The sequence below is a fragment of the Desulfobulbus alkaliphilus genome (genome assembly GCF_016918545.1).
GTDB lineage: Bacteria > Desulfobacterota > Desulfobulbia > Desulfobulbales > Desulfobulbaceae > Desulfobulbus > Desulfobulbus alkaliphilus.
This window is the reverse complement of sequence record NZ_JAFFQC010000013.1, coordinates 84,152-99,687: the sequence shown is the minus strand read 5'-3', so window position 1 is coordinate 99,687 and position 15,536 is coordinate 84,152. Positions and strand designations below refer to the sequence as shown.

11 protein-coding genes are annotated in these 15,536 nt (G+C 55.0%); 5 read left to right on the top strand and 6 right to left on the bottom strand.

Annotation, left to right across the window (positions count from 1 at the left end; all coding sequences use genetic code 11):
- Positions 1 to 65 precede the first annotated feature (65 nt).
- Positions 66 to 887, top strand: coding sequence for a pyrroline-5-carboxylate reductase (proC, locus tag JWG43_RS08875; protein WP_205242560.1), 822 nt, complete (start codon positions 66 to 68; stop codon positions 885 to 887).
- Positions 877 to 1,737 (top strand): NAD(+)/NADH kinase, encoded by an 861-nt coding sequence (locus tag JWG43_RS08870; RefSeq protein ID WP_205242559.1) that lies wholly within the window; start codon positions 877 to 879, stop codon positions 1,735 to 1,737. Before proC ends, JWG43_RS08870 begins: the two co-directional genes overlap by 11 nt.
- A gap of 11 nt (positions 1,738 to 1,748) precedes the next feature.
- Here the strand turns inward: JWG43_RS08870 and JWG43_RS08865 are convergent, their stop codons facing one another.
- Positions 1,749 to 3,137, bottom strand: a complete 1,389-nt coding sequence (locus JWG43_RS08865) for a sigma-54-dependent transcriptional regulator (RefSeq protein ID WP_205242558.1) — start codon at positions 3,135 to 3,137, stop codon at positions 1,749 to 1,751.
- Between the two features lie 256 nt (positions 3,138 to 3,393).
- Positions 3,394 to 4,257, bottom strand: coding sequence for a PHP domain-containing protein (locus tag JWG43_RS08860; RefSeq protein ID WP_205242557.1), 864 nt, complete (start codon positions 4,255 to 4,257; stop codon positions 3,394 to 3,396).
- 669 nt (positions 4,258 to 4,926) lie between these two features.
- Here JWG43_RS08860 and JWG43_RS08855 point away from each other — a divergent pair.
- From JWG43_RS08855 to JWG43_RS08845, 3 genes are all read left to right on the top strand, one after another.
- Entirely contained in the window at positions 4,927 to 5,739 is an 813-nt protein-coding gene (locus tag JWG43_RS08855; protein ID WP_205242556.1) for a CbbQ/NirQ/NorQ/GpvN family protein, read from the top strand.
- A 44-nt stretch (positions 5,740 to 5,783) separates the two neighbouring features.
- Positions 5,784 to 8,015 (top strand): VWA domain-containing protein, encoded by a 2,232-nt coding sequence (locus JWG43_RS20045; RefSeq protein WP_205242555.1) that lies wholly within the window; start codon positions 5,784 to 5,786, stop codon positions 8,013 to 8,015.
- Positions 8,016 to 8,134: 119 nt separating this feature from the next.
- A complete protein-coding gene (locus JWG43_RS08845) occupies positions 8,135 to 8,917 on the top strand; it encodes a tetratricopeptide repeat protein (protein ID WP_205242554.1) in 783 nt (260 codons plus the stop codon).
- A 393-nt stretch (positions 8,918 to 9,310) separates the two neighbouring features.
- Here the strand turns inward: JWG43_RS08845 and dusB are convergent, their stop codons facing one another.
- The 4 genes from dusB to dnaB form a co-directional block, all read right to left on the bottom strand.
- A complete protein-coding gene (gene dusB / locus JWG43_RS08840; RefSeq protein WP_205242553.1) occupies positions 9,311 to 10,276 on the bottom strand; it encodes a tRNA dihydrouridine synthase DusB in 966 nt (321 codons plus the stop codon).
- A gap of 237 nt (positions 10,277 to 10,513) precedes the next feature.
- Entirely contained in the window at positions 10,514 to 11,053 is a 540-nt protein-coding gene (gene lptE, locus JWG43_RS08835; RefSeq protein ID WP_205242552.1) for an LPS assembly lipoprotein LptE, read from the bottom strand.
- A gap of 275 nt (positions 11,054 to 11,328) precedes the next feature.
- Positions 11,329 to 13,806 (bottom strand): leucine--tRNA ligase, encoded by a 2,478-nt coding sequence (leuS, locus tag JWG43_RS08830; protein ID WP_205242551.1) that lies wholly within the window; start codon positions 13,804 to 13,806, stop codon positions 11,329 to 11,331.
- Between the two features lie 47 nt (positions 13,807 to 13,853).
- The gene (gene dnaB, locus JWG43_RS08825) at positions 13,854 to 15,227 is read right to left on the bottom strand and encodes a replicative DNA helicase (protein WP_240193478.1); all 1,374 of its coding nucleotides are present in this window, start codon (positions 15,225 to 15,227) and stop codon (positions 13,854 to 13,856) included.
- Positions 15,228 to 15,536: the final 309 nt, after the last annotated feature.

Here is a 15,536-nt window from a genome sequence, read left to right as displayed (position 1 = left end):
GCCAGGCGCGGTTGCATCTTACTATTGCTTCTCTGGACCAATCCACCATCCCAACCAGGAGAGATATGGCCTTATTTGACAAAACAATCGGATTTATCGGCGGCGGCCAGATGGCCGAGGCCCTGATTCGCGGTCTTCTCGAAGCCGGTCTGGTGGCTGCGGACAGGCTGCTGGTCATTGAGCCGGATTCAAGGCGCATGGATGACCTGCAGACCCGGTACGGGATTGTCGGTATGCAAGAGCCCGCAGCCTTCGCTAGCGCCTGCTCTGTTATTGTTCTGGCCGTCAAACCGCAGCTGGCCGAGGTGGTTTTGCGGCAGTACCGATCCCTGCTCAGCGGTGAGCACCTGGTCCTTTCCGTTATGGCTGGGGTTCGGTTGCAAACCCTGGCTGAAGGTCTGGAGCACCCGGTCCGGCTGATTCGGGTCATGCCTAATACTCCAGCCCTGGTCCTGGCCGGTGCGTCGGCCTTCAGTACGGATCTTCGGTCCACACAGGAAGATCGGGACATTGCGGCTGCGATGTTCTCGGCTGTGGGCATCTGTGTCGAAGTGGAAGAGTATCATCTCGACGCGGTCACCGGCCTGAGTGGCAGTGGTCCCGGATATTTGCTTACCATTGTCGAGGCCATGATCGATGGAGGTGTCCTTGTCGGCTTGCCCAGGCCCGTTGCCGAACAGCTGGTCCTGCAAACGGTTGCTGGCACTGCCAGGCTGGCCATGGCAACAGGTGAGCACCCTGCGGTCCTCAAAGGGAAGGTGACGTCTCCTGGCGGAACGACCATCGCCGGGTTGCGGGTCCTGGAAAAGGGGGCCCTGCGAGGTCAGGTCATGGAGGCTGTTGCCGCGGCAACCAAACGCTCACGGGAGTTAGGGAATGAAGGTTGACCATGCAGGGATCATTACCCGGCCCGGAAGTCCCGAGGTCGAGCAGAAGGGCAGGGAGTTGGCGGACTGGCTGATTGAACGACGGATCAAGGCGGAGCTGAACCGGATCGATCCGGCGATGGATATGCTGATTGTGCTCGGTGGCGATGGGACCCTGCTCCATGTCGCTGATGAGGCCTGCGCCCATCGGCTGCCGGTTCTCGGTGTCAACCTCGGCAATCTCGGCTTTTTGACCGAAGTCGCTGCTAATGAGATGTACCCGGCTCTGGAAGCAGTGCTGGCGGAAGATGTCCGCATGGAAAAACGTATCATGCTTGCCGCAGCCTATGTAAACGGGATTACAGGTAAAAAGAGCCGTGCGGTCCGCGCTCTCAACGAGGTGGTCATCGTCAAAAAAAGCACCGAGGCGATGATCCGTCTGCGTTGCTGGGCGGGAAGGGAGTATGTGACCACCTACCGGGCCGATGGCCTGATCATGTCAACTCCCACCGGATCCACCGCCTATAACCTTTCTGCGGGCGGTCCGGTTGTTCATGCCGAACTCGATACCGTTGTGGTCACTCCTATCTGTCCTTTCATGCTGGAATCAAGATCCGTGCTGCTCGGATCGCAGCATCAGCTCACCACGCAGCTGCTCGCCCCCGCCGGGGAGGTGAAGGTCATTGTTGACGGAGAGCTCCAGTGGACCATCACGGAAAACGATTACCTGCTGGTTAATAAGGCGCCCCAGCCCCTCTTGATCATCAGTTCTCCCTGGAAAAGTTATTTCAATATCCTCCGCAGAAAACTCAACTGGGGTGGGGCCTCGGTGGATATTCCCCTTCCGGAACAAGTCTGTAAATACTGCTGAACAGGCCGGCCTCACCGTTTGCGGCGCTGCAGCTTGTATTTCTTCATCTTGTACTGCAGCAGACTCTTGGTTATGCCCAGTTGTTCCGCGGCTCTTGCCTGGATATGTCCATTGTCTTCCAGTGCTTTTCGCACCAGCTTTTCCTCTATGCCATTGAGGACCTCGGCCAGGCTCAGGTTTTCGGGGATGAACTGGTGCAATTCCAGAGCGACGCTCCACTCGTTGGCACTGACCAGATCAGTTGTATCGGGCTGCACGTCTTCCGGTTCAATGCGGTCACCTTCGCAGAGGATAGCGGCACGCTCAATGGTGTTTTCCAGTTCACGGACATTACCCTCCCAGGGCAGGCTGATCAGAAGGCGAAGCGCTTCCGGTGAGATGTCGAGCTTTTTTCCCAGATTTCTGCTGTTTTTTTCAATGAAATGAGTGACCAGTATCGGGATGTCGTCCACCCGCTCGCGTAACGGTGCGAGATGGATATGAATGACATTGAGCCGGTAGTACAAATCTTCACGAAAATGCCCTTTGTCGACCTCATCCTTAAGGTCCTTGTTGGTGGCGGCTAAAATACGGACATCAACCTGTTGGGTGACGGTTCCGCCAACACGCTCGAAACTCTTCTCCTGTAAAACCCGGAGCAGTTTTGCCTGGAGCTGGGGCGGCATTTCGCCGATCTCATCGAGAAAGAGGGTGCCAGTGTCGGCGAGTTCAAAACGGCCCTTGCGCATGGCGACAGCGTCGGTAAAGGCACCTTTTTCATGGCCGAACAACTCGCTTTCCAGCAGGTGTTCGGAAAGGGCGGCACAGTTGACGGAGATGAATGGGGCGTCTTTTCGAGGACTGAGGTTGTGGATAGCCCGGGCCACCAGTTCCTTACCGGTTCCCGATTCACCGGTGATCAGCACCGAGGAGGGGGCTGGAGCCACTTTTTCGATCAACTGATACACCGCCCGCATGGAGGCGCTTTTGCCGATCATGCCCCCGAAACCCGACCGCGGTGTGGCCTCGTCCCGTAACCGGCGGATTTCCCGGATCAGACCGTAGTGTTCGATGGCTTTCTGGGTACTGGCTAGTAGTTGCTGATTGGAGAAGGGTTTGGCCAGATAAGTGAAAGCGCCGAGTCGCATGGCCTCCACCGCTTTTTCCACTTCGGCGTAGGCCGTGATCAGGATGACCGGAAGCTCTTTGTTGAATTCTTTTATTTTTTTGAGAAATTCTATCCCATCCATTCCCGGCATTTTCATGTCGGAAAGAACGAGGTCCAGATCGGCGCTGTAGACGATGGGCAGGCCGGCAAGGCCGCTGTCGGCGGTGAAGACCTCGTAGCCTTCATCCTTCAGCAGTTCCGCCAGGACGATCTGGTAATTGGGTTCGTCATCGACAATGAGAATGGTATGCATAACACTCCTCCTTGGCGGGTGTTGATGTTGTTGGTGACCATCGAGAAGCGAGATCCTGGAACGGTACGTGTTAGTCCGCAGGTCCGTTTTGGTGTTCGTAGCCCTATGATTAAAGACCCTGTATCAAACGGTTGCGGGCAATGAAAATGGCGTGCGGACGGCTGCCCCGAAGGGCGGCTGGTGCTAGTTATTGTCAAGGGTTTATCTGTAATTGTATAATAATTACAATGATATATAAAAAATAAGCGTCCAGCCGTCACTGATTCAGGTCAAGGTTTTTGCCGCCTTTGCAGGCAAGGATATCTTCTATGATTGAAAAAGGCGGACAAAAAGCAGTGGTTGTTCCTGCAAGACGATTCAAAGGTCGGGTATCGCCGTGATAATCACTGCCACCGGTGGCGATCAGGCCGCACTCTCTAGCCACCGCCTTCAGCGTCTTACGCATTTTTTTTGAGTGAGTTGGATAATACACCTCCAGACCATCGAGTCCCCGCAGGGTCAATTCCCGAATCAGAGAGGGCTGGACCCTCATTTCCGGATCCAGTTGGCCGGGATGAGCCAGCACGGCAATACCGCCGGCACGGTGGATCATGGCAATGGTTTCAGCGGCCGAATAACTGAAGCGTCTTACCCAGGCGGGTTTGTTTCGACCAAGATAGAGGCGGAAGGCAGCGTCAAAGCTCTCTACTACGCCTTTAGCGATCAAAAGCCTGGCAAAGTGGGGTCGTCCGGTTTGACCGCAGCGTGAAAGGGTACGGACTTCAGACGCGGAAATGTTGATACCAAGATTCTGTAGCTTACCCAGAATCGCTCTGTTTCGATTGATTCGTCCCTCTTGCAGAGGCAGAAGCCATTGCAGCAGTTCCCGGTGGCCTGGATCAATGCCGTACCCGAGAATATGCAGGGTATGCTGCCGCAGAGTTGTGGAGATCTCAAGTCCGGTGAGAACCGTCAGGCCGACCTGTTGTCCCAGTTGTTGGATTTCCGCCACTCCTTCAACCGTATCGTGGTCAGTGAGGGCCAGTCCGCGCAATTTGTTGTGCAGAGCCATATCGACCAACTCCGCCGGAGTGAGCGTACCGTCGGAATAGATGGAGTGGGTATGCAGATCGACACACATGAAAATATCCTGGATCCGTGAGCATTCGTCCGTGCATCAGCTTCGTTGTTTGTGGCCGTTCGATGAAAGGAGATTTTATCGGACGGGTATGGGCAATGAAGGTGGCGGGCGGACGAACGCCCCGTAGGGCGGCTGGTGAAGGAGAATTGTCAAAAATATCAACCTATTTTTAACCTGATTGCTGTAAATGAAACCAAAAACAAGCGTCCAGCCGTCACGAATTCAAGAGCATATTAGCATAGGAAATACGAGACGCATCCGGTGTCATGTTCAGCAGCTAGACCTATTCGCTGGTAAAGGTTCCATGGTTCCAGTTACCAGGATAGGCAACCTCTCGCTTGCATTCGGTAAAAGTTTATGATGAAGAAATGTACTCATGGCCTTTCGTTTGTGCAATAAGCAAATGAAATTGACTCGATAGCAATTACCTGGCAATCACGAGTCGCGCACCTGCAATGTTTGTCGCCCTTCTGTGATCGCTTGAGCCATTCTGGATCCGTCCCGAAGGGTGGCTGGTGAAAGTTATCATCAAGGATGATGCTACAAGTATACTATAATTTCAGCAAGATATATCCTAAAAGGAGCCGTCACGGATTCAGGGCTAAGACTTGTCAAGACAGCACCCCGGTCTTACAGTTAAATTTATGTCTTTTATAAATGGAGAATCATATGCCAGGAAAACTCTTACGCATCGATGAGCACCTGATAGAACAGGAACCCTATTATCTCGCCACCGGAGACGAGGTTGCCATTGCCAAGGCCGCATATGACCAGGGTATGCCTCTGCTGCTCAAGGGACCGACCGGTTGTGGCAAGACCCGGTTTATGCAATATCTGGCCTGGCGTCTGCAACGGCCTCTGGTTACGGTGTCCTGTCACGACGATCTGTCGACCAGTGATCTGGTTGGCCGGTACCTGATTCGCTCAGGTGAGGCAGTGTGGACTGACGGCCCTCTCACCATGGCCGTCAGGGCAGGGGCTATCTGTTATCTTGACGAAATTGTCGAAGCACGCAAAGATACCACGGTGATCATCCATCCCCTGGCTGACGATCGGCGGGAATTGCCCATTGAAAAGAGAGGTGAACTGCTCACCGCCCCTTCGGAATTTATGTTGGCGGTCTCCTATAACCCTGGGTATCAGAGCGTTCTCAAGGACCTCAAGGCCTCCACCCGGCAACGCTTTGTTGCTTTGTCCTTTACCTATCCGGAACTTGAAAAGGAGGTTGAGATCGTCTGCAGAGAGGGAAATCTGGAGCATGAAGTGGCCCGGCTTCTGGTTAAACTGGCTGGTATGACGCGAGGACTCAAGGATTCCGGACTGGCCGAAGGTGCCTCCACCCGTCTGTTGATCCAGGCCGGCAAACTGATCGGCTGCGGCATTCCGGTCCAGGTCGCTTGTCGAGCGGCTATCTGCGAGGCGCTGACCGATGACCGTGAACTTCTTGGCGCCCTTGATGAAATGGTCAGCTCTCTTTTTTAATGCCCATGGATCACGAGGAGCTAAAAACTCGATTTTATCAGCTCGTGGCACCGAGTTTGCCCAACGAGTGGGATGTGGAGGAAGCTCTCGCCAGCCTTAGCGCCGGCCAGGACGATCAAGTCGATGACATTCTCGCCCAGGTTCCCGCAATCTGGCCGGTGTCGCATTCCCTTTGCTTCGCCTATCTGGCCGCTGTCGGCCCCGCGCTCCGTCATCTCGACACCGGAGAATTGTCCCTGTGGGTCCATACGCTGCTTGACCGATACGAAACCGGGGGGTTGCGCGGAGCACAGCTGTTCATGGCTGACGTTGAACAACATTTTTTCCGCCAAATGCGTGGTCAGGGCGGATTACGTGCCGTTGATGTCTTTTCCCGATTGCAGCCTTATGTCAACGGTCTGGCCGGTCGTGAGATGCCCCTCGTTGCCGCCTCCCTTGCCGCCACCGATACGGAATGTATCTTTGTGCCCGATGTGCTCGACCTGTTTGTCGATAATGAGCAAAATTTTCTCCTCTACAAGTTGACGGTTTCCTTTCAGTGGGCTTCCACGGTCATGGGCACTTTGACTGCTCCTCCCACTGTACCGGCGGGCGATGCACTGACACACCCTTTGGAACAGTTTTTTTCCAGTTTTTCCTGCCCGTCTCGTGCCCGGAGTCTGTATCATTTTTTTGAAACCGGGCGGATGCTGACCTTCCTCGCCGACGAACTGCCGGGATTGATGCGTGAAGCGGCAGCTCTGCTGCCCAGGTTGCCGCTGGCGGAAGATGCGGCAGAGGCCGTGAGCCTGCTGGATCTCCTGCAAAGGGGGTTGCTGCGGGACAACTGGCCCATTCGAGGAACCGACCGGGTTGTTGATCGGGCTGTGGACCTGGTCCGCCACTCTCAGAGCCGGGATGCGGATAATCAGGACAGCATTGAGGCGGTCAAAGAGTTGATACCGCAGCTTGAGGACGAGAATGACTGGACCGGAACCACCCCGCTTGTTTTCCAGGGAACCCTCCGCTTGCAGGACGCCTGGCTCGCCCTGATCAGGCAGCGGCAGGAACGGGAAAACAGGTTCATCAAAGCGTTGACCGCCCATATTGAGCATCATAGAGCAATGGTGCCGGCAGATGCGGAAGAGCCAGAGGGCGGGCAAAACCAGAGCAGTCAGCAGGGACAGGATCTTGCCCTGATTGTCGACACCGACAAGCAAGCGCAGCGCCAGGCGCCACCTGCACCTTCGCTGCGGATTGATAATGAAGATATTCTCCTCAATGAGGAATTGGCCCAACTGGCTGCTGAGATCCGTCGCGACCTCGGCACCATGCCGGAGGAGTACATCTCCAGTGCTGTTGGCCGGGCAGGACATGGGTTTGCTCTCCGTCAGGCCACAGAGGCCGATGCAGGCCAGGAAAGCATGGGTCCGGCGGTCTATGATGAATGGGATTACCGTCGCAAGGGGTTTCGGAAAAATTGGTGCGTGGTTAAGGAAAAGGAAATTCCGCAGGTGCAGAATACATTCATTGAGCAGACTCTGCACCAGTACCGGGGACAGATCCGCAGATTGCGGCACCAGTTTGAAATGATGCGAACCAGTGAACGGTTTGTCCGTAGACAACGGGAAGGGAGCGACATCGATTTTGACGCTCTGGTGGAATCGCTTGCTGATATGCGGGCCGGACGACCTTCATCGGACCGCCTTTTTATTCGTTTGGCACGAGATCAGCGGGATATCGCCGTCTATTTTCTGGTTGATATGTCCAACTCCACGTCCGGCTGGGTTGGGCAGGCCATCAAGGAGGCTCTGGTCCTGATCTGCGAGGCCATGGAACCTCTCAACGATCGGTATGGCATTTATGGATTTTCAGGCATGCGAAGACTGCGCTGTGAAGTCTATCCTGTCAAGCGTCTTGATGAGAGATATTCTCCGCAGGTCCGCCAGCGGATTGGTGCCATGGGGCCAAGGGAGTACACCCGTATGGCTCCCGCCATCCGTCACATGACCTCGGTGTTTGCCGATGTCGAGGCAAAGATACGGTTGTTGATCGTCCTGTCTGACGGCAAGCCGGAGGATTATGATGAGTACAAGGGAGAATATGCCATTGAGGACACCAGACATGCTCTGTTGGAAGCGAAAGCCAGAGGCGTCCATCCCTTCTGCATTACCATCGATCGCACGGCCCATGAGTACATGGCCCATATGTATGGGGCGGTCAATTATATCTTTGTTGATGAAATCAGCCGCCTGCCGGCCCGGATGCCGGAAATTTACCGGACCTTGACCACTTGAATCATAACCAATCCCTGGGGCCTGGATCCGTGAGCGTTTGTTTGTGCGTCACGGACTCAGGTGGCGGTATACCTGGGTGATCTACCATGCTGCCCCTGAATCTTTCTGCGAAGAGTCCCATGCAAAGGTTGAAACGTCTGTTGATCTTTTTCTGCTTCCTGGCGACCTGTGCCATCGGTCATGGTCAGGAGATCGACGAGACCGCACTGCGTTTGACGGTTGAGGGGTATAGGTATTACTATGGGGTCGGAGGAAAACCGCTCAATCACGCCCGGGCTCTTCGCCTGTATCGTCAAGCCGCGGAACGGGGTGATGCCGAGGCGCAATTCATCGTCGGCGGCATGCTGTATCGGGGACAAGGAGGTGATCCGGATCGGAGGAACGCTTTCAAATGGTTGCTGAAGGCTGCGGAGCAGGGCAGGACGTCACCGGAAGCCCTCAATATTATCGGTGGTTCGTATCTCAGGGGAACGTATGTACCGCAAAATTATATTGAGGCCAAAAAATGGTTGGGTCTGGCCGCGGAACAGGGGCATGTGGGCGCGAAAAACGATCTTGCCTACATCCTCTACAACGGGCTGGGAGGGGAACGGGACTACCAGAAGGCCCTTGAACTTTATGAACAGGCAGCCTTGCGAGGTGATGTCCTGGCCCAGGCCAATGCCGGTCTGATGCATGCAACCGGTACAGGTACCGCCACCGACAGGGCTCGCGGCTATGCCTGGTATTCACTGGCGGCAAGCCGGGGCAACACCATTGCAGCCATGTATCGTAACAATCTCATGCTCACGATGAGCTGGGATGAGTTGAATCAGGCCCAGGCAATTGCCGTTGACCTGTACCGGAGGATTGAGCAGCTGGAAAGTGATCCGGGTGAGAGACCGGCAATGGGTCAACCATGAATGACACTCAGGCATATCCTGCGCAACCCCGGGTTGTCCGTAGGTACTCTCCTGAATCCGTGACGGCTGGAGTCTTGTTTGGAGTACATTTTACTGTAAACAGGTTGTCAATGCGGCGATTTCCTTTGCAACAAGTCGTCACCCGCCGCCCTTCGGGGCGTTCGTCCGCACGCCATCTTCATTGCCCGTAACCGTCCGATAAAGTTTACTTTAATCGAACGGCCACGGACAACAAAGTTGACGCACGGACAAACGCTCACGGATCCAGGACTCTGCCAGGTTCCCAACCTGGATCCGTGCACGTTCAGACGTCACGGATTCAGGTTTATGATTGGAGAAAATTTTTCCTGATACGCCTGCACCCACCGCTCTGCGGAGCCTGCTTGCAAACGCTCACCGCTCCAGGTCTTGATAACGGTGCAGCAGGGTGACGATTTCATCCGGGCTTGCCGCCTGGTGGATGGCTGCGCGGATCCTGGCTGCTCCGGTCAGACCGTTCAGGAATCTGGAGGTATGATTCTTGATCCGGAAGAGAAGCGCTTCTCTGTTCAAATAGCGGCCGGACAGGGCCAGGTAGCGCATGATAACGGGTAATCGTCCGGTCAGGGTTGCCGGCTGCCCCTGTGGCGAAAAAACCCAGGGGTTGCCGAGGGCTCCCCGCCCCACCATAACCGCGTCACAGCCTGTGGCCGCCATCATGTCCAGCCCCTGTCCATAGGTGAGAACATCACCGTTGCCGATAACCGGAATAGTGACCGCCTCTTTCACAGCGCGAATGACCTGCCAGTCAGCTTGACCGCCAAACCCCTGTGCCCAGGTACGGGCATGGATGGTGATCGCAGCGGCTCCTGCATTTTCGGCCATCCGCGCGAATTGTGGGGCATTTATAGTGTCTTCACTCCAGCCGCTGCGGAATTTCACGGTCACCGGCAACCTGGTGTTGGCGCGCACCGCGCTGATGATTGCCGCTGCCCGTCGCGGATCTTTCATCAAGGCCGCGCCGCTGCCTTTTTTGACAACTTTTCGTACCGGGCATCCCATGTTGAGATCAATGAGGTCAATGGGCCGTGAGGAAATCAGGCTTGCGGCCTGACCCATGTGGTCCGGGTCGGCCCCAAAAAGCTGGATCGCCAGCGGGCGTTCTTCGTGGACTGAATGGAGGAGGGCCAGGGTATTCCTCTGGCCGTAGACGAGGCCATGGCAACTGATCATTTCAGAGCAACAGAGAGCAGCGCCGTGTTCCCGGCAGAGTAGACGAAAGGGAAGGTCCGTGTAACCGGCCAGAGGGGCGAGCATCAGGGGGGTGGGCAGAACAAGCGGTCCGATGGTCAGCGGTTGGAATTGGAGGGGTGTCGTCATAATTTGAGAAAAAAAGGGCGCTGCAGAGGGGTCTGCAGTGCCCGTTAAGATGCGAGCCGTTCGCCAGTATCTAGCGGATGATCAGGTGTCGCGCAGGCACATGTACTGCTGGGTGAAATGCACTCCTCGGTGTATGAACTCCTTGCCTGCTGTTCAATTTGAAGGCACGCCTGGATCCAGATGAAAAGACCTTGTTGCTGGATGGAGATTCTACCCGCGATGCAGCAGGAAGAACGGTCAGGGGGTGGTTGCCTGCGAAGGTTGTTTTCTCAACCGGTTCAGGGTGCCGATATATATTTCTTCCGCCATGTCTTCAATGATTCTCTCAAGGGCTGCGTCTTCAGCAGCGGTGCTGATGACGCGTGCACTGAAATCTTCTGTATACAGTTTTCTCGGCACTTCCCAGAGGATGTCTCCGGTTTGCAGGTCCTTGAGAACATAACGGACATACAGGCTCACCTTGATGTCGGTGGCGGTGGAGACATTTGCCCAGGAGACGCTGGGGAGGTCGATGGATGTGATTTCACCTGCCAGAATCATGTCAGCTCCCTGTCGCTCCCTGGTCAGCTGTAAGGCTTCGGATTTCTGGAACCACCGGGCCAGGGACTGGTAGACATCGTTGTCGAGTCCCAGCTTACTGGTCCGGTTTTCCCAGTTCGGCACGTAAATAGTCCGAGCCGGGCCGGAGTAAATATGGGGGAAATAATAGCCGCATCCTCCGAGAAAAAGGGCGACAAGCACAACGACACCTAATCCGATTTTTTCAGTTTTCAGCATGGTGTTCCTACATAGGTTGTTCCCTGGCGGTAACCGTGCACCGGGTGTCAGTAAAAGACCCCAAGGCCCCGAAAGGCGGCTGGTGAAAGGTGTTGTCAAGGATTCCGCTACAAATATAAGATGATTACGGCAAAATATAACCAAAACAAGCGTCGGGCCGTCACGGATTCAGGACGAAGAGGCCTGTGTATCCCGTGATCGGGTCTTTCGACCCAATCCAGCCTCAATGACCGGGCCAGGCAGTCTTTGGCTTGTCCCGGTGCCGTGAATAAAATTTAGACAACGATATTAACAAGTTTCCCCTGAACCACAATGATTTTTTTCGGCTTTTTATTTTCCAGCAGCTGGCTGATTTTCTGGTCAGCCAGCGCTGCCTGCTGCAGGGCCTGGTCATCGGTGCCCGCGGGTACGGAAAGTCTGGCGCGCACCTTGCCGTTGACCTGAACAACAATGAGAATCTCTTCTTCCCGAGCTGCTTCACGGTCGTAGTCGGGCCAGACTGCACTGCCGAGGAGGTGGCGGTGGCCTGATGCCTCCCACAGTTCCTCACAGAAATGGGGGACCATGGGAAACAACAGGGTAAGAATGGTTTCCAGAGCTTTTTTCAGTGCCGCCGGATGCATGTCTTCCTGTTCGCCGGTAAGCGTAACGGTGAGGTTGACCAGTTCCATGATTGCGGAGATGGCGGTATTAAAATGAAAATTGGACTCAATGCTTTCCGTGACCCGCTGAATGGTCTGGTGGGTTTTGCGATGCAGTTTTCGCGAGGCATCGTTGAGATCGGCTCTGTCGATGGGTTCGACGTTTTGAAAGCAGTCGAGATGCCGATGCACCAGCCTGTAGACCCGGTTGAGAAAACGTGAAGCCCCTTCAACCCCTTGGGCATTCCATTCCAGATCACGTTCCGGAGGAGCGGCAAATAAGGAAAAAAGGCGGACCGTATCGGCACCGTAGCGCTCAATGAGATCGTTGGGATCCACCACATTGCCCTTTGATTTTGACATCTTGGCCCCATCTTTAATGACCATGCCCTGGGTCAGCAGATTGGTGAAAGGTTCATCAATGGTGAGATAGCCGAGATCGCGGAGCATCTTAGTGAAAAAGCGGGCATACAGAAGATGGAGGATGGCGTGCTCAACCCCACCGATATACTGGTCCACCGGCAGCCAGTATCGGGCGGCCTCTTCGTCAATGGGGTGGTCGGTCAGGCTGGGGTTAGTGTAGCGAACAAAATACCAGGAAGACTCGACAAAGGTGTCCATGGTGTCGGTTTCACGCCGGGCCATTTCTCCACAGCGCGGACAGCTGACCATAAAGAATTTTTCCTGCTGATGGAGCGGGCGGTGGTCGCCATCGGGCCGGTCCGTGCCGGGAAGCAGAACCGGAAGCTGGTTTTTCGGTACAGGCACAATACCACAGGTCCCGCAGTGAATAACTGGTATGGGTGCGCCCCAGTATCGCTGCCTGGAGATGCCCCAGTCCCGGAGCCGGTAGGTGATGTGGGGGCCCCCGAAATTTTTTTCTTCGGCAAAGGCGATAATCGCCGCTTGTGCCGCAGTGGAGTCCATTCCCGAAAATTGCCTTGAATCCGCCAGGATACCCGGGCCTTCCCAGGCCATGCTCATGGTGGCCGGATCGAGCTGTTCGTCCTGAGGTTGAACGACAACCCGCACCGGCAGGCCGTAAGCGCGGGCGAATTCGAAATCTCGCTGATCGTGGGCCGGTACGGCCATAACCGCACCGGTGCCGTATTCCATCAGGACAAAGTTGGCGGCATAGATCGGTATACGTTCACCGGTAAAAGGGTTGATACAGTGGCGGCCGGTGAACACGCCGATTTTTTCTGTTTCCTGGTCAGGGGTTGCCCGCTGTTTGGCCAGCACGGTTTCCCGAATAAAATCATTGACCTCCTGTTCCTGCGATGTGTCGGCGGTTAAGGACTTGAGGAGCGGATGCTCGACAGCCAGGGACATGAACGTCACCCCGAAAATCGTGTCCGGCCGGGTAGTGAAGATGGTGATACTTTCGGTACTGTTCTCCACCTTGAAGTCGCAGGCCAGACCGGTGCTTTTCCCGATCCAATTGCGCTGCATGGTGACCACTTTTTCCGGCCAGCCTGTCAGGATGTCAAGGTCGGCCAGCAGTTCCTCGGCATAGGCGGTTATTTTAAAGAACCAGCCGTGCATGGTTTTGGGTTGGACAAGCTGGTCACAGCGCCAGCAGACACCATCCACCACCTGCTCTCGGGCCAGGACGGTACGGCAATCGTCACACCAGTTGACGACTGTTTCCTTGCGGTAGATCAGGCCTTTTTCCAGCATTTCGAGAAAAAGCTGCTGTTCCCAACGATAATAATCGGGCCGGCAGGTGGCCAGTTCCCGGTCCCAGTCATAACTCAGCCCCATGGCCTTGAGCTGGTTGCGCATATAATCGATGTTTTCATCGGTCCAGGAGGCGGGGTGAATGCCCCGTTGCATAGCAGCGTTCTCAGCGGGCAGGCCAAAAGCATCCCAGCCCATGGGATGGAGAACATTGAACCCCTGCATGCGTTTATAGCGAGCAACGACATCCCCTATGGAATAATTACGGACATGGCCCATATGGATTCTGCCGGAAGGATACGGAAACATTTCCAGAACGTAGTATTTCTTTCCGCCCGTGCGATGTGTTGCTCTGTCAGTTTTTTCCTGAGCCCAGCGTTGCTGCCATTTCTGCTCAATCGCTTTGTATTCGTACTTGTCGTTGGTTCCCATGACGATAGGTGCTGTTGGTGGAAGATGATGAACCTGCCAGGAGGTGTTCAGTTGAAATCCATATCCGCGGTCAAGCCCTGTTCAGGGAGATATTCAACAGCGGGAGTGCGACTGGTATGATTTTCAAAGGTGGTGTACTCGCCTAGGAACGTCAGCTTAATCATGCCGGTGGGCCCGTTGCGCTGTTTGCCGACAATGAGTTCCGCCAGACCACGGTTGGGGTTTTCCTCGCCTCTGTTGTAGACTTCGTCGCGATAAATAAACATGATGACATCAGCATCCTGTTCAATAGCGCCGGATTCGCGCAGGTCGGCGAGTTGGGGGCGTTTGTCGGTTCGGTTTTCCAGGCTGCGGTTGAGCTGGGAAAGGGCCAGAACCGGGACATCGAGTTCCTTGGCCATAGCTTTGAGCGAACGGGAAATGTCGGAAATTTCCTGCGTCCGGTTTTCGGAGTCGGCTTTTCCCTGCATGAGCTGCAGGTAGTCGACCACAATGAAGCCAAGATCGAATTCGGATTTGAGTCGTCTGGCTTTGGCCCGCATTTCCAGCACTGTCAGGCCGGCGGTATCATCTATATAAATGGGCGCATCGGTCAACATACCTGTGGCCCGGGTCAGTTTCGGCCAGTCATTGTCGTGGAGTTTTCCGGTGCGGATCCGCTGCGAATCGATCCGGCCAACGGAGCAGAGCATCCGCAAGGCCAGGGCTTCCATGGACATCTCCAGGCTGAAAACCGCCACCGGGACTTTATTGATCAGCGCGGCATGCTGCACCAGATTCATGGCCAAGGCGGTCTTGCCCATGGATGGGCGGGCGGCGAGAATGATAAGTTCAGCTGGTTGCAACCCGGCGGTCAGCCGGTCGAGGTCATCATATCCGGTGGCTACACCGGTGATATGTTCCGGTCTGTTGAAGAGCGTGGTGATCCGGTCAAAGGCCTTGGGCACAATGGCGGACATGGGCTGAAATCCTTGCCTTTTGTTTGAATGGGCGATTTCAAAAATACTTTTCTCCGCTTCATCAACCAGCGATTCGATATCATCCTGGGTGTCGTAACAACGGGCGGCTACTTCGGAAGTGGTCTTGATCAGTCGACGAAGTATCGATTTTTTTCTAATAATAATGGCATGATGGACCAGTGTCCCGGTGAAAGGGATGATGTCGGTCAGGGAGGCCAAATACGCTGCACCGCCTATTTCCTCAAGTTTGTTGCGATCATTGAGCAGACCGGTGACAGTGATCAGATCATGCGGTTCGCGTTTTTCGAACAATGTCAGCATAGCCGCATAGATCGTCTTGTGGGCATCCCGGTAAAAATCACCCGGTGTCAGCAGTTCAACGATTTTCAGGAGGGCCTTTTCCTGAAGAAGTATGGTGCCAAGCACTGCCTGTTCCGCTTCGATATTCTGTGGCGGAAGCATTTTGATCGCTGGTGGCGGATGCGATGAAGAGGGGTGCATAGCTAGGAGTTGGTATGTACCTGATTACGGGTTTTGTGCCTGTCTGTTGTCTCAGGTTCTGTAATCGCGCACATTGGTATTGGTGGTGGGGGACCTGCTGTTTGCATGGCTTTCACTATACCTGCGCTGTTCCTGAATGACACGCGCAAAATACCGCTGCCTTTCCTGTGAACAGAAAAGGCAGCGGTATTTTGCACAGCCCTCTGGCGGAAAAAGACCCCAGGGGCGGACGAAGCGCGGCAAGATGTTTTTGGAGCAGATTGACAACCG

Bases quoted from the DNA above. Each gene is read 5' to 3' on its own strand.
- lptE (WP_205242552.1), bottom strand. From the start codon at position 11,053: ATGCTGAAAACTGAAAAAATCGGATTAGGTGTCGTTGTGCTTGTCGCC.
- JWG43_RS08855 (WP_205242556.1), top strand. From the start codon at position 4,927: ATGCCAGGAAAACTCTTACGCATCGATGAGCACCTGATAGAACAGGAA.
- dusB (WP_205242553.1), bottom strand. From the start codon at position 10,276: ATGACGACACCCCTCCAATTCCAACCGCTGACCATCGGACCGCTTGTT.
- JWG43_RS08860 (WP_205242557.1), bottom strand. From the start codon at position 4,257: ATGTGTGTCGATCTGCATACCCACTCCATCTATTCCGACGGTACGCTC.
- JWG43_RS08845 (WP_205242554.1), top strand. From the start codon at position 8,135: ATGCAAAGGTTGAAACGTCTGTTGATCTTTTTCTGCTTCCTGGCGACC.
- proC (WP_205242560.1), top strand. From the start codon at position 66: ATGGCCTTATTTGACAAAACAATCGGATTTATCGGCGGCGGCCAGATG.
- JWG43_RS08865 (WP_205242558.1), bottom strand. From the start codon at position 3,137: ATGCATACCATTCTCATTGTCGATGACGAACCCAATTACCAGATCGTC.
- leuS (WP_205242551.1), bottom strand. From the start codon at position 13,806: ATGGGAACCAACGACAAGTACGAATACAAAGCGATTGAGCAGAAATGG.
- dnaB (WP_240193478.1), bottom strand. From the start codon at position 15,227: ATGCTTCCGCCACAGAATATCGAAGCGGAACAGGCAGTGCTTGGCACC.
- JWG43_RS08870 (WP_205242559.1), top strand. From the start codon at position 877: ATGAAGGTTGACCATGCAGGGATCATTACCCGGCCCGGAAGTCCCGAG.